Below are 19,833 nucleotides of genomic sequence, written 5' to 3'. Positions count from 1 at the left end.
GACTCAGGGAACTGCCCTGAACGCACCCACCGTCGACGTGCACGCCCACGTCCTCCTCCCCGAGGTCGACGCCCTCGTGGAAGGGCGGCCGGGGCTCGCCGAGGCGCGCGCCCTTGAAGCCCGCCGCAACGGCCCGGACGCCCTCGCGGTCAGCGGGACCATGGTCCGCGAACGTCTCCCGCGACTGACCGACCCGGGCGTGCGCCTGGCCGCGATGGACGCCCAGGGCGTGGACGTCCAGCTGGTCAGCCCCTCCCCCTCGCACTACCACTATTGGGCCGACGAGGAGACCGCGGAGAAGGTGTACCGGCTGGCGAACGAGGCGTCGGCCGCGCACTGCTCGGCCGCCCCCGACCGGCTGCGCGGACTGGGTCTCGTCCCGCTCCAGCACCCGCCGCTCGCCGTCGAGGCACTCGACCACGCCCTCGCGCAGGGCCTGCTCGGCGTGGAGATCTCCAGCCACACCCCCGGCCGCGAACTCTCCGATCCCGCCTACGAACCCTTGTGGACCCGGGCCGAGGAGACCGGCGCCCTGCTCTTCCTGCACCCCTTCGGCTGCACGCTCGACGAGCGCCTGGACCGGTGGTACCTGTCCAACACGGTCGGCCAGCCCACCGAGAACGCCGTCGCGCTCTCGCACCTGCTCTTCTCCGGGGTGCTGGACCGCCACCCCGCGCTGAAGCTGATCGCGGCGCACGGCGGCGGTTACCTGCCCACCCACATCGGACGCTCCGACCACGCCTGGTCGGCCCGCTCCGACGCGGCCACCGGCTGCGCACACCGGCCCAGCAGCTACCTGAAACGGCTGTACTTCGACTCCCTGGTCCACGACCCGCACGCCCTGCGGGAACTGGTCCGGGCCGCCGGGGCCGACCGGGTGCTGCTCGGCTCGGACTTCCCCTTCGACATGGGCACCGAGGACCCCGTCGGCGCCCTGCGTGCCGCGCGGCTCCCCGAAGCCGACTTCCACGCCGTACGCGGCGGCAACGCCTCCGCCCTCCTCCGGAAGGACTGACACCATGCGTCTGCTCACTCATCTGCGGCACGTCGACCTCGCCGTGCCCGACTACGACAAGCAACTCGACTTCTACGCCGGTGTGTGGGGCCTCACCAAGGTCGCCGAGGACTCCGGCATCTCCTTCCTCGCCGCCGAGGGCTCCCCGGAGCAGTACGTCGTACGGCTCCGCAAAGCCGCGGAGAAGCGGCTCGACCTGGTCTCCTACGGCGCCGCGTCCGCCGCCGACGTCGACACGCTCGCCGAACAACTCCTCGCGGGCGGCGTGCGGTTGGTCACCCGGCCCGGCGAGGTCGACACCCCCGGCGGCGGCTACGGGTTCCGCTTCTTCGACGTCGACGGACGCACCATCGAGGTCTCCGCGGACGTCCAGGTCCGGCAGCACCGCAGGATCGAGGAGAAGGAGGCGATCCCGGTCAAGCTCTCCCACGTCGTCCTCAACTCCCCCGATCTGAAACGCACCCGCGCGTGGTACGAGCGCCACCTCGGCTTCGCGCTCTCCGACACGCTCAGCTCGCCGCACATGGGCGAGGTCATGCACTTCATGCGGATCAGCAACCAGCACCACTCCATGGCACTGGCGAAAGGCCCGCACACGTCACTGCACCACGTGTCCTTCGAGATGCGCGGCATCGACGAGTACATGCGCGGTTCCGGACGCGTCACACGGGCGGGCTTCACCAAGATCTGGGGGCCGGGGCGGCACCTGGCCGGGGACAACACCTTCACGTACTTCCTCGACCCGCACGGCAACACCGTCGAGTACACCACCGAGTTGGAATGCCTGGACGAGGACACCTGGCACCCCCACGTCTACGACTTCTCCCGGCCCGAGGTCACCGACCAGTGGGGCACCGCCAACCCCATGAACGAACTGGTCGCCAAGGAGTCCTTCAACGACCCCGACCCCGGCGTCTTCACCGCCCCGCCGGTCTAGGCCGGCGGCCCGCGTCCGACTCCTCTTCGATCCACACCTCTTCCGATCCCACGCCGCTGGAGCCGCGCCATGCGTTTCGCCACCTACGAACACCGACACCGCCGCCGGGTGGCGGTCGTCGAAGGGGACGGCACTCTCTTCCCGCTGCCCGGCGTCACCTCGCTCACCGACCTGCTCCGGGAGGCCGGCGGGCTGCCGGGGTTGCTCGCCGCCGGCGCGGCGGTCCTCGACGTACCCCCTGGCCCGCACGACTCCGAGGTCCGGCTCCTGCCTCCCCTCCAGCCCGCCTCGGTGCGGGACTTCGTCACCTTCGAGGAACACGTCGAAGGGGTACGCCGCTCGGTGGAGGGAACCGGCGGCGTCCCCGAACAGTGGTACGCGGCGCCGACCTTCTACTTCTCCAACCCCCACGCGATGTACGGCCCGCACGACGGCATACCCGTGCCGCCCGGTTCGGCCGTCCTGGACTTCGAGCTGGAGGTGGGCGCCGTGATCGGCCGGGAGGGCCGCGATCTCACCCCGGAGCGGGCGCGCGACCACATCGTCGGCTACACCATCCTCAACGACTGGTCCGCCCGCGACCTCCAGGGCGCGGAGATGAAGGTCGGCCTCGGCCCCTGCAAGGGCAAGGACACCGCCACCACCCTCGGCCCGTACCTCGTCACCGCCGACGAACTGGAACCCCACCGCGACGCCGACGGCTTTCTGCGGCTCGCCCTCACCGCGGACATCAACGGCGACACCGAGGGCGAGGACCTGTTGTCCAACATGAGCTGGACCTTCGAGGAGATGACCGCCTACGCCTCCCGCGGCACGCGAGTCGTGCCCGGCGACGTACTCGGCTCCGGCACCTGCGGCAACGGCGGCTGCCTCGCCGAACTGTGGGGCCGTGACGGCGAGCAGAGCGTGCCTTCGCTCAGGCCCGGCGACACCGTCACCCTCACCGTCGAGGGCCTCGGCACCCTCACCAACACCGTCGTGCCAGGCACCGAACCCGTCCCGCTGCCCACCGGCCGGCGCCGGTCCCGGGAGCGGCCGTGAGCGACAATGGCCACACGGTTCTTTGTCGTCACAGTGGTTGCGTACCCAGGACAGCCCAGGCGTGCGCGCGGAGAGGGGAAGACGTGAGTGTGAGCCAGCACCCGTCAGACGTATCGGCCAGGCTGAACACCGGAGTCGCGCACAACGCGCGGGTGTGGAACTACTGGATCGGCGGGAAGGACCACTACGAGGTCGACCAGCAGGTCGGTGACCAGGTCGCCACGATGTTCCCGGTGATCCGCGACGTGGCCCGCGCGGACCGCGAATTCCTCGGCCGCGCGGTCCGGTTCCTGACCGCCGACTGCGGAGTGCGGCAGTTCCTGGACATCGGCACCGGACTGCCGACCCTGGACAACACCCACGAGATCGCCCAGCGGATCGCGCCCGAGTCCCGGATCGTCTACGTCGACAACGACCCCATCGTGCTCGCCCACGCCCGCAGCCTGCTGGTCGGCACCCCGCAGGGCGCCACCGACTACATCGACGCCGACGCCCACCACCCCGACAGCGTCATCGAGGGCGCCTCGGCGACTCTCGACCTCGACCGGCCCGTCGCGGTCATGATGCTGGGCATCCTCAACTTCGTCCTCGACACGGAACAAGCACTGGACATCGTGCGCCGCGTCATGTCCTCCGTGCCGTCCGGCAGTTACCTCGCCATGACGCACCCGACCACCGACACCGACCTCGGCGGCGAGGGCAACGTCGAGGCCATGAAGTTCTGGAACGAGAACGCCACGCCCCCGATCACCGCCCGCAGCCGCACGGAGATCAGCGCGTTCTTCGACGGCCTCGACCTCCTCACGCCCGGCCTCGTGTCGTGCTCGCGGTGGCGCGCCGATTCCGAATCCCCGGCGCTACTCCCCCAGTTCGGCGCAGTCGCCGTGAAGCCCTGACCGGCCTCACGGCGACTCCGGGTCGGCTTGCGCCGGACGTCAGTCGTCCTTGCCCATGGCCTTGCGGACCGCGTCCTTGGTGCGGTCCATGAGCGCGGCCACCGGACCGAGAGCCATGTTGGCCGCGCCGGACTCCACGCCCGGGTGCGGCCTCGTGGGCGCCATGGCCTCGGCGGCCTTCACCGCCTTGGCCATGGCGGCGAGGCTGGCGGCGTCGGTGCTGCGCCGGATGTGGGTGAACTCGTACCGCTCCTCGGCGCGCGCGTGCTCCTGGACGTCCTTGCGCAGCTTCAGCAGCTGGGGCATGAACTTGGGGTCGTCGGTGTCGTAGTCGTCGAGCGCGGCGAGGGTCTCCTTGGCCCCCTTCTCCTCGGCGAGCCGGTCCTCCACGACCTGCTTGCCGCCCGGAAGGCCGCGCCGGGCGAAGGGGTGGACGACCTCCTCCTCTGCGGTCTCGTGCACGGCGAGCAGCCGCACCAGCCTGCGGAAGGCGTCGCGGCGCTCCTCGCCCTTCGCGGCCTCGACCTCGTCGAAGAGGTTGCGGATGTCGCCGTGCTGACGCATCAGCAAGGAGACGACGTCGGTGTCCTTGGACCGGTCGTCACCGGCCTGGGGCGTGGTGTGGCGAGTGGACATGTCCGCCTCACTTCTCCCGCTGGGAAGGATCGGGGTGCTCGCCCTCGGTCTGCAGGCGGTACTCGCGCCCGAACATCTCACCGTGTTCGACCATCACGCGGTCGCTCGGGGGCGCCTCACCACCGTGGATCCGCTCCTGCATCTTCTCGAACCGCTCGTGGGCCTCGCGGACGTAGCCGGCGCCCAGCGTGGTCAGGTCCATCTGGGTGTCGAGCAGCTCCCGCACATAGGCCTTGTTCGGCTCGAAGGTCAGCACGTTCGGCAGCTCGGGCGCCAGGACCTCCTGCGGCTCGCGCCCGTCGTGGCGGCGCATCAGGTCACAGGCGATGTGCAGGTGCTCCAGCTCCATGTTCAGATGCAGCTCCCAGATCGCCTTGACCCTGGGGTCGCTCTCCTGCTCCATGAACGAGTGGTACAGATAGCACTCGTTGTACTCGTGGTTGACCAGCTGCTCCCACCACGTCTCCCCCGGGTCGACGAGCGACTCGTAGTGGGTGACGTGCTCCTCCTCGATGAGCCCGATCTCCTGGTACAGCTGGCGGGCGATGGGCTCCACGTAGGTGGGGCCGGTGTTCATGTAGAAGTTCATGGTCTGCTGCTCGGCCGACATGATCGTCAGGGCGTGCAGCTTGGACAGGGGGCTCGTGGCGGACGTGTCGTAGGCGTCACGCACGTTGTCGACCGGGTCGCGGTGGTGGAACCGGGTGGGCCGGCCCGGCATGACCTCGGTCAGGCCGTCCACGATCGACTCCGCCTTGCGGTGCTCGATCATCTCGTACAGGTTCGCGTACCGGTACAGATGGTCGAAGTCCTCCAGCACACCGAACTGATACGCCTGCTTCAGATACGGATCCGGCTCCATCCGCGCCACCCACGCCGTCAGGTCCACCGCCACCTGCTCGTACGCGATGGTCGTCTCCAGCACCGACGACACACCCGGCAGCAGCCAGTTCACCACCTTCTGCTGCTGTGCCTCGATGTAGCGCACACCAGCGAGGTTCCGCTTGACGTCCGGGTCCACCGTGTTCCGGGCGAGTTGGTGGCTGAACATGATCGCTTCGACCTCGATGCCGTTCATCGCGATGATCCGGCAACGGGTGTACGGGTCGCAGTGGTCCGGGTCGATGGGCGCCACGTCGAGCTCCCGCCAGCTGCGCAGCTGACGGTCCAGCGGAATACCCCGCTGTTCGAGCGGATTGAAAGCCATCTGAATGCCTCCTGCACCGGGGCAGCGTGTAGGGCCACCAGGTACCCCGCCATCAAGGGCGAGCACGGGCCCCTGTTCAGCTCCGGGTGCGACCGACGGGTTCCGGTCACCGGTGCACGTCAAGACCCCGCGGTTCCCCCTGCTGGGTCGGCCGAGACGCTTGGCCCATGACGTAGGACATGACGCAAACCATGCTGCGCCGAAGCACGACCCATACGCCTCGAGTGGCCCAGCAGTCGACTCAGGCCGCGGTGGTCTCCGTGATGATGAGGTCGATGACGGCGCGCACGCCGCCTTCGGCCAGGGCACGGCGCTGCCGGTCGGCCGCCGTCCCCTCCTGGAGCAGGCGGTGGACGAGCGCGGTGACCTCGCGGGTGTCCCCGGCCTCTTCGAGTGCGGGCATGATGTGGTCCATCAGCTGGGACAGTACGTCGCCGGAGCTGCGCAGCCTGCCCTCCCGGTCCACCAGCGAGCCACTGAGCCCGTGCCGGGCCGCGTGCCAGTTCGCGGCCTGCAGCAGTTCCGGCGCGCAGGGCAGCACCGGGACGCCTGCTTTGACCTCCGCGATGGCGGTGGCGACGAGCGCGCGCACGATGCCGGTGTACATCACCGCCTCGTCCGTGCGGAGCTGTACGTCCGAGCAGCGCACCTCGATGGTGGGGTAGCGGTTGGAGAGGCGGGCCTGCCAGTAGATCTGGCCCAGGTCCATGAGCGCTCCGGAGGCCAGGAGCTGCCCCACCCGGCGCTCGTGGTCGGCGAGGCCGTCGAAGTGCGGTGGCGGGCCGCTGACCGGCCAGCGCCCGAACACGACCGTGCGCCAGCTGGCGAACCCGGTGTCGTGGCCCGACCAGAGCGGGGAGTTCGCCGACATGGCGACCAGGACCGGCAGCCACAGCCGGACACGGTTCAGGACGGCCACGCCGACTTCCGGGTCGGGCACGGCGGCGTGCACGTGCATGCCGCACACCAACTGCTCGGCGACGAGCTGCGGCGCCTGCGCCCGCAGGGCGCGGTAGCGCGGCAGGCTCGTCACCGGCACCGGCGCCTCCTCCTTGAGCGGCGGCGTGCCGCAGGCCGCGAGGCGGCACCCGTGGCTCTCCGCCGCACGCCCCAGCGCGTGGCGCAGCCGCAACAGGTGACCGCCCACTTCGTCGAGATCGGTGCACACCGGGGTGGCCACCTCGACCTGCGCCTCGATCAGCTCCGCCTGGATCTCCCGTTCCTCCACGATCGGCTCGAGACCGGCGGCAACACGGACCTGCTCGGCCAGCGGAACGGGGTAGCCGGAGGAGGGATCGAGCAAGAGGTATTCCTCTTCGACACCCACCGTGATCAGACTCATCGTGCTCCGAGCCTAAGCGAAACACACGGTCACTTCCCGTCAGCCCGACCCGGTCTGCGAAACTGACCGCGTGAGCGAACCCCGGAGCACAGCGGCTGGAAAGGTCCTGGAGATCCTCTCGGTCTTCGATCACGAACATCCTTCGCAGACGCTGTCGGAGATCGCCCAGCGCACCGGCCTGGCCCTGAGCACCGCCCACCGCGTGATCGCCGAGCTGGCCGAATGGGGAGCGCTGGAGCGCGGGGAGGACGGGGCGTGGCACATCGGACTCAGGCTCTGGGAGATTGCCTCGGGATGCCCCCGGACGCAGATTCTGCGGGATGCGGCCCTGCCGTTCATGCAGGACCTCTACGAGGCGACCCACGAGAACATCCAGCTCGGGGTGCGCGAGGGCATCGAACTCGTGTTCGTCGAGAGGATCGCGGGACACCGGTCGGTGCAGCTGCTGACGATGGTCGGCAGCCGGTTTCCCATAGGCTCCACCGGGATGGGCCGGGTGCTGCTGGCGCACGCGCCGCGGGACGTCCAGGAAGAGGTCCTGGAGTCGCCGCTGCGGGCCTGGACCCCGCACACCGTGACCGACCCGAAGACGCTGCGCGGGCAGCTGGACCGCATCCGCCGTGAGCAGGTCTTCATCAGTGACCGGCAACTCTCGGAGGACACTCTCGCGGTGGCCGCGCCGGTGCGGATCGGCCGGGCGGGGCCCGTCAGCGCCGTTCTGGGGATCGTCGTCACGGCGCGGGGCACGCGGCGTGCGCGAGGCCTGCGCGAGCCGCTCCTCAGGGCCACGCAAGGGATCTCCGACGAGCTCGGTCGGCGGGCGCGTACGGCGGTCTGATTGCGGGCGGCTTCCGCCTGACGGAAACACCGGCGACCGGCAGCCACCCCTGATGCCAACGTTCTCGGTGTTCCGAACGTCCGCAGTCGCTCAGGAGATGCCATGGCCGACGCCGCCGTCGACACCGTTGTCCCGGTTCCCATAGCTGTCATCGGGGCCGGCCCGGCCGGGCTGATGCTGGCTCACCTGCTCGGGCGCGCGGGCGTGGAGACGATCGTGGTCGACACCCGTTCGCGGTACGAGATCGAGACGACGCAGCGGGCCGGCATCCTGGAGGCCGACGCGGCCCGTGACCTGGTCGAGACGGGTGTCTCCGACCGCATTCTGCGCGAGGGCCACGAGCACGAGGGCATCGAGCTCCGGTTCGGCGGCCGGCCGCACCGCATCCACTTCAAGGAGCTGGTGGGCGCATCGGTGTGGCTCTACCCGCAGACCGACGTGTTCATCGACCTGGCCGACGCCCGGGCCCGCGACGGCGGCACGGTCCACTTCGGCGTCCGGGACACCGAGGTCCTCGACATCACGACCGACGCTCCCCGCGTTCGCTACACCGCGTCCGACGGCACCCGCCACGAGATCAGGGCGCGGTACGTCATCGGTGCCGACGGGTCGCGCAGCATGTGCCGTGACCTGGTGCCCGAGGAGCGGCGGGAGCGCTACGGAAACGAATATCCCTTCGCGTGGTTCGGCATCCTGGCCGAGGCGCCGATGAGCGCGCCCGAACTGGTCTACGCCCACTCCGAGCACGGGTTCGCGCTGATCAGCCAGCGCACCGAGACGGTGCAGCGGATGTACTTCCAGTGCGCCCCCGAAGAGTCCGTCGACGCCTGGTCGGACGACCGCATCTGGGAGACGCTCCAGGCCCGGGTGGCCGGGCAGGACGGCTTCCGCCTCAAGGAGGGGCCGATTCTGGAGAAGACAGTGCTGCGGTTCCGTTCATTCGTCCAGGAGCCGATGCGCTGGGGCTCGATGGCGCTCGCCGGCGACGCCGCGCACACCGTGCCGCCGACCGGTGCCCGCGGGCTCAACCTCGCGCTGCACGACGTGAAGGTGCTCGCCGACGTCCTGCCGCGCGCCCTCGGCAGCGCGGGCGAAACGGCGCTGGACGACTATCAGCCGCGCGCCCTGCAACGGGTCTGGCGGGCACAGAACTTCTCGTACTGGATGACACAGTTGCTGCACACCGCCCCCGACGGCACACCGTTCGGCCTGCGCCGCCAGCTCGGCGAGCTCGACAACGTGGTGGGCACCCGCGCCGGTCGCACCTACCTCGCCGAGCAGTACACCGGCTGGCCCTCGACGTGAAGGCCGACCGCATCCCCTGAACCCCGCGCCGCTAGCGGACCTCGTACATGCGGATGGCGTCGACGACGTCGCCCTCGGGCGGGCCGCGCCAACCCGGTGAGGCCCCGGTTGGCGTCCCCCGGTTGACAGGCAGACGATGGAGTGAAGGGGTCGGCCGGTGACGTCGACCGTGGACCCCGCGGCGGCGACGACTGACTCCACGGCACAGGCACAGCCCGGACGGAGGAAGTCGTCATGATGGAGGTCAAGACGGTCGAGAAGCCGGACGAGCGGCGAGATTTCCCCCACGGTCACCTCGAAGCCGTCCATCTGACAGGCCTGGATTTCGCGGTGGGCACCTTCGAGCCCGGCTGGCGCTGGTCCGAGTCCGTGGCCCCGATCGCGAGGACGAAGAGTTGCCAGGTCCACCACAACGGCTACGTCGTCCAGGGCCGCATGCGCATTCGCATGGACGATGGCGGCGAAAGCGAAGTCGGACCGGGCGATGTCTTCGTGTGCTCGCCCGGTCACGACGCCTGGGTCCTCGGCGAGGAACCGGTCGTCCTGTACGACTTCGCGGGAGGCATGGCAGACGAGTACGCCAAGGCACCGGGCCCGACGGGGTAAGTCTCCTGACGTCCTCGGGGGGGCTCCGTCACTTCTGTCCCTCGGCGCGCGCCGGGGGACGTGCCCCCTCGGCGGCCGGAAAGTGTTCACCCGCCAGGGTGACGAAAGCGACTGGCCGGAGCTGCTAGCGTGCCGCATCGACGGCTTCTTCATGGCTTTCTTCTTCGCCATCTCCTTCCCTTCCCTTTCCCTTTCTCCTTCGCTTCCTGGCGCGGCAGTTCGCGGGGCGGCGGACTCCAAGACGCTCCAGCCAGGCGATTCGTCATGCGCTGAACACCGCGGCGGTGCCGCAGTTTGAGGGGGACGACAGCATGACCGGACTGACCAACTCCACCCGGGCGATCCTCAAAGCGACCTACACCCAACCCGTCCCTTCGGCCGTGCCGGCCGAGCCCACCGATCCCGGTGCGGCCACCGTGCGGGGAACATCGATGTCGGTGTTCGCGAAGCTGAACTTCATGCGGTCCCTGGGGCTGACCCGTTCCGAGACCGACGCTCTGGGAGAGCGGCTGTCAGGACAGGGCAGCGAGAGCAGCGAGCTGGCCGACGCGTTCGCGGCCATCCTGCCCTCCCTCCGCGACAGCGATCCGGCCACCGCCGCGAGCACCGCCCGGCTGTACGCCGGTGTCACCCCCGAGACGCTGGCCGCCCTCGGCCGAGAGGTCGCGGCGCTTCGGACGCAGGACGGCACAGAGGCGGCCGACGCGGGATCCGGGACCGTACAGCCCGGTGCGACCGACGTCGCCCTGCTCGTCGACCGCTTCGTCGAGGAGGCCGATATCCAGCCGGTCGGCTGGCTCCATTTGGAGCGGATCGAGATGCAGCCGGTCGGCCTGGAGCGCGGCGAGCTCGTCTCGACCATCCCGATGGCACCGGGCGAGACGGTGCGCGTGAGCCACAAGGAGTGGTCGACACAGAGCGAGGAGCTGTCCCGGATCGTCACGGACGAACTGGAGACGTACGCCGAGAAGGGCGTGGCCGAGAAGACGGACGTGGCCATGTCCACCACCAACGAGTCCAAGCGCGACACCAACCTCAACTTCGGCGTCACGGCCAGCGGCAGCTACGGCACGGTATCGGTCACGAGCACGTTCAACTACGGCGTGTCCACGTCCGACCACGAGTCGCGCCAGGCCAGCAACAAGCACGCCACGGAGATCACGTCGAAGGCCTCCTCCCGCTCGCGCAAGGAACACAAGGTCTCCTTCCGTACCGAGACCCGGCGCGGCGAGGAGGACGAGGCCGCCCGCGTGATCACCAACAACTCCCCCCGCGTGATGCGCATCGACTACTACCGGATCATGCGCAAGTGGCGCGTGGACCTCATGCGCTACGGCCTGCGCATGACGTACGACCTGGTCGTCCCCGACCCCGGCGGGGCGCTGCGGCGTCAGCTCATGGAGCTCGCCGAGATCGACAAGACCCTCGCCACCCCCTACGAATTCGCCTTCGGCATCGGCCAGATCGACCGGACCAACTGGATGACGCTCGCCGCCCGTTACGGCGCGTCGGTGACCGCGCCTCCGGAGGAATACCTCAGCCCGCCCGACTACACCTACGAGTTCCCCTCCATCATCGGAGAGGACGAAGCCGTGACGACGCGGTACCAGTCCTGGCAGATCGACCTGCCGGAGGGCTATGAACTCGTGCCGATCCTCTTCGAGGTCAACTACTACGGCTGGCGCCCCGCCGACCTGGCCCGCTTCGACGTGATCGGCGACGAGGCCCCGGAGGTCACCGCGGCCCCGGTCGGCCCGGAGATCAAGGGCCGCTACCAGTCCCAGCTCCTGCACCTGAACGGCAAGACCGGCCACCTCTCCATCCAGTACACGCACCGCAACATCAGCTGGGCCGGCTTCCGGCTCGCCGCCACCCTGCGCCTGTCGGACCAGGCGTATCTGGCCTGGCAGGTCGCCACCTGGCAGAAGCTGCGCGAGGCCGCCGAGCAGCAGTACTACACGCTCCAGCAGCGGGTGCGGGACCGCCGGGAACAACTCCTCGCGGAGCTGAACCGCGACGACACCCTCACGCTGCGCCGCGCCGAGCGCGAAGAGCTGATGAAGCGGTCCCTGCAGTGGCTCTTCGGCACCGACTTCGACACGGCGCCCGACGAGATCGACGCGATGCTCGCTGCCCTCGGCACCAGCGGCACCCCCACCTGGACCGACGACATCGACCCCTCCACGCTTCCCGTCACCACCGCGTCCTGGCTGAAGATCCGGAAGTTCGGCGAGTTCGTGAAGTTCCTGCACCAGGCCGTCGAATGGGAGAACGTCCTCTACTTCTTCTACCCGTACTTCTGGGGGTCGGAGAAGCTCGCCGAGACGAAGCGGCTGCTGTGGCACCCCGACCCGCTGCGCCGCGAATTCCTGCGGGCGGGTGCCGCCCGCGTGGTGCTGCCCGTCCGGCCGGGGTTCGAGCGCGCGTTCTCCCGGCTGATGTCCACCGGCCGCATCGACGGCGACGGTTCGCCGGACCCCCAGGACCCGCCGTACATGTCCATCGCCGAGGAGATCCAGGCGTACGCGCGGACCAACTACCCGGGCATTCCGCCCGCCAACCCCGACATCGCCGCCCGGGCCCGCCCCCTGCTGACGGTGAACCAGCAGCGGGCGTGGCGCGAGATCGAGGCCATCGTGGAGGCCCTGGAGAAGTACGCGGAGAAGGCGAAGCAGCGGGTCGACCCGGATTGGCGCGGCGCGCCGATCGAGCCGGAGTACTACCCCACGACCCGGCAGGGCCTGCGGGTGCTGCTCGACAGCCGCCCGAATCTGATCCTCACCGACCCCTGGGGACGGCCGTATCTCTACCAGAACCCGGGGCGCACCGCGCCGTTCGTGGTCACCAGCCAGGGCGCGGACTCGTCGGCGGGCGGCACGGACGAAGGGCTGGACATCTCCACCGACGCGGAGGGGAATCTCGTCGGCACCTGGTTCGAGTACACGCCGTGCAGCGGCCTCGACATCGAGGTCGGCTCCGACTTCGCCGAGAACGGATAGCGGGAGCACCATGGCGGACATCCAACTCCTGGACTCCTACTGCTCGTTGCCGACCCGGAAGGTCGGTGCGGACGGCAACGGGAACACCGACGGCATGCGCCGCTATCTGGAGGCGCTCACCGCGGAGTACTACATGGTCGAGTGCTTCACGAAGTACTACACGCAGCGCTACCCGGACTCCGAGGTGTTCAGCGAGATCAGCTACCTCAACACCAAGCGGTTCCGCGGCGCGACGGAGATCCTCGCCAAGTGGATCCTCGCGGAGTACCGCAACGTATTCGGCCGCGCCGCCCTGAAGCGCGACATCAGGTCACAGACCTCCGGCCGGCAGCTGCGTTCGGACATGCTCGGCGTCCGGACCGAGGGGACGACCATGCTCCTCGAACTCGTCGAGGTAACCACGGTCGACGAGGCCGCCGACGCCGAGGTCGAGGACCTCCAGCACAAGATGAACACCCTGAGACGCTTCGTCATCGACCCGGCCCTCAAGGAGATGCTCACCCTCCAGCGTGCCGGGCGGGTGAGCATCGGCGCCCCGACGCGGATCGAGGTGCGCCGCTCGACCTGGCGGCCGTACTGGAACGAGCTGTACTACCCGCTTCTCCCCACCCAGCCCTCCACCGGAGCGCCCGGGAACGTCAAGTACGAGTGGATCTGCTACAAACCCACGTTCCGCCCCGACGGCATCGGCAAGGACGGCCTGGTGCTGTACGAGATCCACACCACGCCCCTGCCGCAGGGCGCTCCCCTCGAGGTGCTCAAAAGGGTCGCCCGCCGCCTGCGCGAACTGGAGAACCAGCATCAGCTCGTGCTGCTGCCCGCGATGCAGCAGTACTGGGACGACAACACCGCCGACAGCAGGGAGCTGAAGAAGTGGCTCGCCATCGGCCTCGGCGCGGCCCTGCTCGTCACGCTCGTGGTGCTTGCCTGGCCCACGGCGGTGCCGCTCGCGGCGGCGGCCGCCGAGACCACAGGGGCCGCGGGAGCCGCAGGTGCCGCCGAGGCCGCGGCCGCGGCGGAGGCCGCGCAGTTGGCGAACGCCGTCCGGTACGCCCAGAGCGCGGCGAAGGTCCCCGGCTACTTCGAGCGGGCGCAGGCGGCCCTGCGGCCGCTGCTGTCCGACGGCCTCGGCCGAGGCCTCGCGGGAAGCCACTGACGAGGCGGCGGCGTGCTCCCGGTGTGACGTGTCACCTGTCCGTCTGTGATGCCTCATCAGGCGCTCCCGGCGCGGGTCTGTGAGGATCGGTGGCCATGAGCGACAGCGTGCGAGAGGCCAGGGGCAGCGGCCTGGCCTGGGACGACGATCAGGACTTCGCCGACGCGGACCGCGGTCTCCTCGGCCGGCTCGAGCCGGGTACGGTGACGGACTCGGACGGGAGCGTGGTGTGGGACGCGGACGCCTACGGCTTCCTGGCCGGTGACTGTCCGCCCACGGCGCACCCGTCGCTGTGGCGGCAGAGCCGGCTGGTGGCGAGGCAGGGGCTGTACGAGGTGGTGCCCGGCATCTATCAGGTGCGCGGCCTCGACCTGTCGAACATCTCCTTCGTGGAGGGCGAGCACGGCGTCATCGTCGTGGATCCGCTGATCAGCTCGGAAGTCGCGGCCGCCGCGCTCGCGCTGTACCGCGAGCATCGCGGCGACCGGCCGGTGACCGCGGTGATCTACACGCACTCGCACGTCGACCACTTCGGCGGGGTACGCGGCGTCGTCGACGCGGCGGACGTGGCGGCCGGCCGGGTGCCGGTCATCGCACCCGCCGGGTTCCTGGAACACGCGGCGAGCGAGAACGTCTTCACGGGTACGGCGATGGCGCGTCGTGCGAGCTACATGTACGGGGCCTCGCTGCCGAAGGGGCCTGCCGCGCAGATCGGCTGCGGGCTCGGGCAGACCACGTCGACCGGCAGCGTCGGGCTGCTCGCGCCGACCCTGGACGTGACGCACACGGGACAGGAGGAGACGGTCGACGGCGTACGGATCGTCTTCCAGCTCACACCCGGCACCGAGGCGCCGGCGGAGATGAACTTCCACTTCCCGGAGCTGCGGGTCCTCTGTGCCGCCGAGAACGCCTGCCACACCCTCCACAACGTCCTCACGCTGCGCGGGGCCCTGGTCCGTGACCCGAGTGCGTGGGCCCGGTACCTGACCGAGACGATACGGCTGTTCTCCGAGGGCACCGATGTCGTCTTCGGCTCGCACCACTGGCCGACCTGGGGCCAGGACCGCGCCGTCCGGTTCCTGGAGGAACAGCGCGACGCCTACGCCTTCCTGCACGACCAGTCCGTGCGGCTGATCAACGCCGGGTACACCGGTGCGGAGATCGCCGAGGTGCTGCGCTTCCCGCCCGGGCTCGAACGGGCCTGGCACGCGCGCGGCTACTACGGTTCGCTCAGCCACAACGCCAAGGCGGTCTACCAGCGGTACATGGGCTGGTTCGACGGCAACCCGGCCCATCTGTGGCAGCATCCGCCGGCCGAGGCCGCCCGCCGGTACCTGGAGTTCATGGGGGGCGCCGACGCGGTGGTCGCCAAGGCCCGTGAGTCGTACGACGCGGGGGATCTGCGGTGGGTGGCGGAAGTGCTCGGCCACGTCCTGTTCGCCGAGCCCGGGCACGCCGCGGCGCGCGCTCTGCAGGCCCGGACGTTCGAGCGGCTCGGCCAGGGCTCCGAGTGCGGCCCGTGGCGCAACTTCTACCTCATGGGCGCCGCCGAGCTGCGCGACGGCGTCCTCGGCACCCCGACCCGCTCGGCGCCGGACATCCTGGCCGCGCTCACCGCCGAGCAGATCTTCCAGTCGATGGCCGTACGGCTCAACGGTCCGCGCGCCGCCGAGGCCGGGCGGCTGGTGCTGCGCTGGGAGTTCACCGACACCGGCGAGAACTGGACACTGCTGCTCTCCAACGGGGCGCTGACCCCGATGCGCGGCGACGCCCCGCGCGGTGAACGGCCCGTCGCCACACTCCGGTTGGCGCGCACCACCCTCGACTCGATCCTCGGGGGGCGTGCGACGTTCGTCGACGAGATCGCGGGCGGCAGGGTCGCGCTGGACGGTGACGCCCGGGCGCTGGTGACCTTCAGCGGGCTCCTCGACGCGCCGGATCCCGACTTCGCGATCGTCACCCCCTAGCGGGGTCCGCCGCGGCGTCGACGGCTCGCATCGCCAGGGCGGCGAGGGCCAGCGCCGTGTCCCGCGGTGAGCCGAGGTCGAGGCCGGTCAGTTCCTGGATCCGCGTGAGCCGGTTGTCCACGGAGTTGGGGTGGAGGCTCAGGGCGCGGGCGGTGGCCCGGCGGTCCTGGCGCTGCCCCAGGTGGATGCGGAGGGTCTGGACGAGTTCGGGACGGCCCTCCAGCGGGGCGAGGAGGGCGGCGATCCGGTCGCTCGCGTCGCTCGGGCGTGACAGGTGGTACTCCAGCAGGACGTCGTCGAGCCGGTGCAGACCGGGCGGGTGGCCGCAGGCGCGGGCCACCCGGACCACCTCGGCGACCTGACGGCCGATCGCCGGAACGTGCTCAGCCGACCGCGCCCCGGCGCAGGCCAGCCGCGTCTCCGGGCCCGCCGCCTCGCGCAGCGCCTCCAAGAGCCTGACGGGCGCTTCACCGCAGCCGCGGATGACGACGTGGCCGCCACCGCCGTCCAGCAGGGCGAGGGTTTCGGTGCCGAACGCACGGTCGAGTGCGGTCTGCACACGGCGGAGCAGGCGCCGAGCGGCCACCGGTGACCGCTCCCCCGGTGGGGCGAGGTCCGTGAATCCCACGTACAGCACGAGGGTGGGCCCGTCGGCCGCGGGCCCCCTCGGGTCCACGCCGGCCTCCAGCAGGGCGCGGGCCCGGGAGCGGCGCTGCTCCTGGCGTTCCGCGACGAGGGCGGCCTGCTCGTCGAGGTAGCTTTCGGTCACCGCTCCGACGATCCGGTCCTCCGCGGTGAACAGCGCCTCGGCCAACTCGGCGAGGGCATCCCGCTCGTCGTCGGCGGCGGTTTCCCGCAGCACTCGCCACAGCTCCCGTACGCCCAGGCCGTAGGTGCGCAGCAGCAGGTGCAGCGGCATGCCCTCCTCGGCGCGCTGGGCGGCGCGCTCCTGGAAGTACTCCAGCGGATCCGCAGCCGCTCCCCTGGTGGGGCCGCGGAGGAACAACCGCATCGCGTGCCGGGCCGTCGCCGCGATCTCCACGTCTTTGACGTCGGCGGGCAGGTCCGCGTATCCGTGCAGCTGCTCGAAGACTCCGCGGGCCATGCGCCGGGCCAGTTCGTTGACCCGGGGTTCACAGCGGGCGGCGAGCGCCACGGCTGCCGGCGAGAGACCGGCCGACCACGTCCGGTCGTCCTGCGGCTCCTCTTGCTGTGCCATGGTCCACCTCGCCCGACGACTGTGATCAGTCACAGTACCCGGCACGCACGACTGTGATCCCGATGGGTGTGCCCGCACCTCCCCTGCCTGCAAGATCGGCGCCACCTCGGAGAAGCGAACCCCTGAAGGAGCCGCATGCCCCCGCTCACCCGACACAGCTCCGGTATGACACAGCACAGCTCCGGTTGGCGGACCACGTGGGCGCTCCTGGTCTTCATGCTGGTCAACTTCGCCGACAAGACCGTTCTGGGGCTGGCCGCGAATCCGATCATGGATGATCTCGGCCTGACCCGGGAGGAGTTCGGCACCGCCTCAGCGGCGTTCTTCGCGCTGTTCAGCGTCTCTGCCCTGGCGGTGTCGTACCTGACCCGCACGGTCCGGACGACGGTACTGCTGCTGGTGATGGCGCTGCTGTGGTCGGCCGCTCAGCTGCCGATGCTGTGGACGGCCGCCGGCTTCGGCACCCTGGTGGCCACGCGGGTGCTGCTCGGCGCGGCCGAGGGCCCTGCCATGCCGGTCGCCACCCATCATCTGCACGGCTGGTTCGAGCAGCGGGAGCGCACCCTGCCGACCGCGGTCCTGCTGACCGGCGCCGCGGCCGGAGTCGCCGTCGCGGCCCCCACCCTCACGCTCGTGATCGACCACTTCGGCTGGCGTTGGGCGTTCGGCGCGGTCGGACTAGCAGGTCTGGCGTGGGCGGCCTACTGGGCGCTGCGCGGGACCGAGGGCCCGTACGCCCGCCGGGCCGAAGAGGACGGGGCCCCTCAGGAGTCCGTTCCCTACCGCCGCATCCTGCTCTCGGGCACCTGGATCAGCGCCGCGCTCGGCGCGTTCGCCGCCTACTGGATGCTCAGTGCCAATCTGACCTGGATGCCGGACTACCTGGAATCGGTCACCGGGTTGAGTCTGCACCAGGCCGGCATGTTGGTGACCGGCGCCGCGCTCGCCAACGGTGTGGTGCTCGTGGGACACGGGCTGCTGGCCGGGCGCCGGCCGAAGCCGCAGAGCGGGGCGGGTACGGGCGCCCTGATGTGCCTTGCGGCGGTCGCCGTGGGCGTGTTCGCCCTGACCGACGCCGTGTGGCTCAAGGTGTTGTTGATGCTCGGCCCGATGGCGCTCGCCAACGTCATCATGACGGTGTCCCAGACCGCGTGCGCCCGCATCGCTCCGGCGTCCCAGCGTGGAGTCGTGCTCGGTGCGCTGGCCTTCGTCTATGCCCTCGCCGGAGCCCTGTCCCCCTGGGCGGTCGGGCGGGTCGTCGACACCGCGGACTCGGTCGCCTCCGGCTACCGCGCCGCCTTCCTGCTCACCTCCGTCCTGCTCGGCCTCACCGGGCTGCTGGCTCTGGCGCTCCTGCGTCCCGAACGCGACGCCCGGCGCATGGCGGACACCGCTCGCGACAGGTCGTGCGGCGCCACGGGTTGAGCCGCTTCTGAACATAGCCGGGGCATGATGCCCACGTGATGGGAGAGAACGTTGAACACACCGAAGACGGCCACTTCATCATCGTCAAAGGGCGACGCTGGCGGGCCACCGACCCCGACCTGGCCGAGAACGTGAGGGAGCGGCTGGTCCATCACCTGATGGCGGCCCGCCGGGCGGTCGCCGCCGCTCGCGACGACGAAGCCGCGCGCAAGGCGGCCCGGGCCCGCGTGCAGCTCGCGAAGACAGGCCTCGGGGAACGCGGTACGGCGTGGTGGGAGCTGACCCCGGCCGAACGAAACGAGCGCGCGGACGACTGTCTGCGCAGGCTGGAAGAAGACGGACCAGAAGAAGGCAGACCGGAAGAAGCCTGAGACCCGGCAGCGGTCAACGCGCATACGGCGCGTTGGTCTCGCCCGCGATGGCGTCGAAGGCGCGCAGAGCGGGCTCGGACATCTCCTCGCGCCAGCGCAGGTCCAGCACGATCGCGGGCGGGTGGTCGAGGTAGTAGGCGCGTTTGCTGGGTTCCAGAGCGACGGTCCAGCCCGTGGTCCGCGCGGCGCGTTCCCGCGCCACGATGTACTGCGTCCCCTCGTTGCCTCCCAACGGATGCTGGACGCCTCCCCACGGGTCGAGCATCGCGGGGCGGAAGGAGAGGCCCAGCGTCGTACTCAGGTGGGACAGGACGTCTGCGGGGTGGGTGGCGATGTCCTCGTAGTGCAACCGGCTGACGGCGCCGGGCCAGCGGGCCGCAAGTTCCTCTGTCCGGCGCATCTGGGCGACCCACTCCGAGGCCACCTCCGCGGGGCGGGCGTCGGGGTACTTGCGCAGCAGGGAGTTGACCACCGCCCGGCCATCACGCGCCAGCACCACCAGATGACGGTGGACGGCGCCGGGCAGCAGTGCCGCCTGCTGCTCGATCCAGCCGACCGCTTTCGTGGAGTCCACGACGACGGGGCGGCCGCACCGCCGGGCCAGCACCTCGTAGAGGTCGGGACCGGTGCTCGGCAGCGGGCTGCCCCACACGGGACAGCCGTCGGCGCAGAAGTTGCAGCCGATGGTCCGCCCGCGTGCGTCGGTGGTGCCGAGGCGGGTGCTGTTCCACGCCTCGCCGGCGAAGCAGACCGCCGGGTGCGCACCCAGCATCAGTCCGAGCAGCGTGGTGCCGGAGTGCCCGGCCCCGCAGATGAAGACCACCGTCTTGTTGCGCCGCTCACCGCTCGTCACTTCAGCACCTCCGTGGTCGG

The 19,833-nt window shown here is 70.4% G+C and carries 17 protein-coding genes; 12 read left to right on the top strand and 5 right to left on the bottom strand.

Annotated features, from left to right (window positions below; all coding sequences use genetic code 11):
• Positions 1-16: 16 nt before the first annotated feature.
• The 4 genes from ACZ7LU_RS09870 to ACZ7LU_RS09855 all read left to right on the top strand — a co-directional run bounded on the left by ACZ7LU_RS09870 (position 17) and on the right by ACZ7LU_RS09855 (position 3,889).
• A complete protein-coding gene (locus ACZ7LU_RS09870) occupies positions 17-1,015 on the top strand; it encodes an amidohydrolase family protein (RefSeq protein WP_471916523.1) in 999 nt (332 codons plus the stop codon).
• Positions 1,016-1,019: 4 nt separating this feature from the next.
• Positions 1,020-1,952, top strand: a complete 933-nt coding sequence (locus ACZ7LU_RS09865) for a VOC family protein (RefSeq protein WP_468714510.1) — start codon at positions 1,020-1,022, stop codon at positions 1,950-1,952.
• Positions 1,953-2,021: 69 nt separating this feature from the next.
• On the top strand, positions 2,022-2,993 hold the full coding sequence (locus tag ACZ7LU_RS09860) for a fumarylacetoacetate hydrolase family protein (protein ID WP_471916314.1): 972 nt from the start codon (positions 2,022-2,024) through the stop codon (positions 2,991-2,993).
• A gap of 83 nt (positions 2,994-3,076) precedes the next feature.
• The gene (locus tag ACZ7LU_RS09855) at positions 3,077-3,889 is read left to right on the top strand and encodes an SAM-dependent methyltransferase (protein WP_471916313.1); all 813 of its coding nucleotides are present in this window, start codon (positions 3,077-3,079) and stop codon (positions 3,887-3,889) included.
• A gap of 39 nt (positions 3,890-3,928) precedes the next feature.
• On the opposite strand, the gene ACZ7LU_RS09850 is transcribed toward ACZ7LU_RS09855, so the two are convergent.
• The 3 genes from ACZ7LU_RS09850 to ACZ7LU_RS09840 form a co-directional block, all read right to left on the bottom strand.
• Complete coding sequence (locus ACZ7LU_RS09850; RefSeq protein WP_471916312.1) at positions 3,929-4,525, bottom strand: hemerythrin domain-containing protein; 597 nt, start codon at positions 4,523-4,525, stop codon at positions 3,929-3,931.
• Between the two features lie 7 nt (positions 4,526-4,532).
• Positions 4,533-5,732 (bottom strand): hypothetical protein, encoded by a 1,200-nt coding sequence (locus tag ACZ7LU_RS09845; RefSeq protein WP_471916311.1) that lies wholly within the window; start codon positions 5,730-5,732, stop codon positions 4,533-4,535.
• A gap of 241 nt (positions 5,733-5,973) precedes the next feature.
• Positions 5,974-7,074, bottom strand: coding sequence for a glutamate--cysteine ligase 2 (locus ACZ7LU_RS09840; protein WP_471916310.1), 1,101 nt, complete (start codon positions 7,072-7,074; stop codon positions 5,974-5,976).
• Between the two features lie 70 nt (positions 7,075-7,144).
• Here ACZ7LU_RS09840 and ACZ7LU_RS09835 point away from each other — a divergent pair, with 70 nt between their 5' ends.
• The 6 genes from ACZ7LU_RS09835 to ACZ7LU_RS09810 all read left to right on the top strand — a co-directional run bounded on the left by ACZ7LU_RS09835 (position 7,145) and on the right by ACZ7LU_RS09810 (position 15,945).
• The gene (locus ACZ7LU_RS09835) at positions 7,145-7,912 is read left to right on the top strand and encodes an IclR family transcriptional regulator (protein ID WP_471916309.1); all 768 of its coding nucleotides are present in this window, start codon (positions 7,145-7,147) and stop codon (positions 7,910-7,912) included.
• Positions 7,913-8,014: 102 nt separating this feature from the next.
• Positions 8,015-9,217, top strand: a complete 1,203-nt coding sequence (locus ACZ7LU_RS09830; RefSeq protein ID WP_471916308.1) for a 4-hydroxybenzoate 3-monooxygenase — start codon at positions 8,015-8,017, stop codon at positions 9,215-9,217.
• A gap of 234 nt (positions 9,218-9,451) precedes the next feature.
• A complete protein-coding gene (locus tag ACZ7LU_RS09825) occupies positions 9,452-9,823 on the top strand; it encodes a cupin domain-containing protein (RefSeq protein WP_471916307.1) in 372 nt (123 codons plus the stop codon).
• A gap of 311 nt (positions 9,824-10,134) precedes the next feature.
• Positions 10,135-12,822, top strand: a complete 2,688-nt coding sequence (locus ACZ7LU_RS09820; RefSeq protein WP_471916306.1) for a type II secretion system protein GspG — start codon at positions 10,135-10,137, stop codon at positions 12,820-12,822.
• 10 nt (positions 12,823-12,832) lie between these two features.
• Complete coding sequence (locus ACZ7LU_RS09815) at positions 12,833-13,978, top strand: hypothetical protein (RefSeq protein WP_471916305.1); 1,146 nt, start codon at positions 12,833-12,835, stop codon at positions 13,976-13,978.
• 95 nt (positions 13,979-14,073) lie between these two features.
• Positions 14,074-15,945, top strand: a complete 1,872-nt coding sequence (locus tag ACZ7LU_RS09810) for an alkyl/aryl-sulfatase (protein WP_471916304.1) — start codon at positions 14,074-14,076, stop codon at positions 15,943-15,945.
• Here the strand turns inward: ACZ7LU_RS09810 and ACZ7LU_RS09805 are convergent.
• Entirely contained in the window at positions 15,935-17,164 is a 1,230-nt protein-coding gene (locus ACZ7LU_RS09805; RefSeq protein ID WP_471916303.1) for a PucR family transcriptional regulator, read from the bottom strand. The genes ACZ7LU_RS09810 and ACZ7LU_RS09805 overlap by 11 nt on opposite strands.
• A 165-nt stretch (positions 17,165-17,329) precedes the next feature.
• On the opposite strand from ACZ7LU_RS09805, the gene ACZ7LU_RS09800 reads away from it, so the two are divergent.
• Positions 17,330-18,589 carry an MFS transporter gene (locus ACZ7LU_RS09800; RefSeq protein WP_471916302.1) on the top strand — a complete coding sequence of 420 codons (1,260 nt, stop codon included), beginning with the start codon at positions 17,330-17,332 and terminating at the stop codon, positions 18,587-18,589.
• A gap of 38 nt (positions 18,590-18,627) precedes the next feature.
• On the top strand, positions 18,628-18,960 hold the full coding sequence (locus ACZ7LU_RS09795; protein ID WP_471916522.1) for a hypothetical protein: 333 nt from the start codon (positions 18,628-18,630) through the stop codon (positions 18,958-18,960).
• A 13-nt stretch (positions 18,961-18,973) separates the two neighbouring features.
• Here the strand turns inward: ACZ7LU_RS09795 and ACZ7LU_RS09790 are convergent, their stop codons facing one another.
• The gene (locus tag ACZ7LU_RS09790; protein ID WP_471916301.1) at positions 18,974-19,813 is read right to left on the bottom strand and encodes a sulfotransferase family protein; all 840 of its coding nucleotides are present in this window, start codon (positions 19,811-19,813) and stop codon (positions 18,974-18,976) included.
• Positions 19,814-19,833: the final 20 nt, after the last annotated feature.

Source organism: Streptomyces sp. NPDC039462, assembly GCF_055639375.1.
This window is presented reverse-complemented; position numbering and strand designations above follow the sequence as displayed.

Excerpts from the sequence above, each read along its gene's own strand:
- ACZ7LU_RS09850 (WP_471916312.1), bottom strand. The coding sequence starts at position 4,525 with ATGTCCACTCGCCACACCACGCCCCAGGCCGGTGACGACCGGTCCAAG.
- ACZ7LU_RS09830 (WP_471916308.1), top strand. The coding sequence starts at position 8,015 with ATGGCCGACGCCGCCGTCGACACCGTTGTCCCGGTTCCCATAGCTGTC.
- ACZ7LU_RS09815 (WP_471916305.1), top strand. The coding sequence starts at position 12,833 with ATGGCGGACATCCAACTCCTGGACTCCTACTGCTCGTTGCCGACCCGG.
- ACZ7LU_RS09795 (WP_471916522.1), top strand. The coding sequence starts at position 18,628 with ATGGGAGAGAACGTTGAACACACCGAAGACGGCCACTTCATCATCGTC.
- ACZ7LU_RS09805 (WP_471916303.1), bottom strand. The coding sequence starts at position 17,164 with ATGGCACAGCAAGAGGAGCCGCAGGACGACCGGACGTGGTCGGCCGGT.
- ACZ7LU_RS09825 (WP_471916307.1), top strand. The coding sequence starts at position 9,452 with ATGATGGAGGTCAAGACGGTCGAGAAGCCGGACGAGCGGCGAGATTTC.
- ACZ7LU_RS09860 (WP_471916314.1), top strand. The coding sequence starts at position 2,022 with ATGCGTTTCGCCACCTACGAACACCGACACCGCCGCCGGGTGGCGGTC.
- ACZ7LU_RS09800 (WP_471916302.1), top strand. The coding sequence starts at position 17,330 with ATGACACAGCACAGCTCCGGTTGGCGGACCACGTGGGCGCTCCTGGTC.
- ACZ7LU_RS09810 (WP_471916304.1), top strand. The coding sequence starts at position 14,074 with ATGAGCGACAGCGTGCGAGAGGCCAGGGGCAGCGGCCTGGCCTGGGAC.
- ACZ7LU_RS09820 (WP_471916306.1), top strand. The coding sequence starts at position 10,135 with ATGACCGGACTGACCAACTCCACCCGGGCGATCCTCAAAGCGACCTAC.
- ACZ7LU_RS09840 (WP_471916310.1), bottom strand. The coding sequence starts at position 7,074 with ATGAGTCTGATCACGGTGGGTGTCGAAGAGGAATACCTCTTGCTCGAT.
- ACZ7LU_RS09865 (WP_468714510.1), top strand. The coding sequence starts at position 1,020 with ATGCGTCTGCTCACTCATCTGCGGCACGTCGACCTCGCCGTGCCCGAC.
- ACZ7LU_RS09845 (WP_471916311.1), bottom strand. The coding sequence starts at position 5,732 with ATGGCTTTCAATCCGCTCGAACAGCGGGGTATTCCGCTGGACCGTCAG.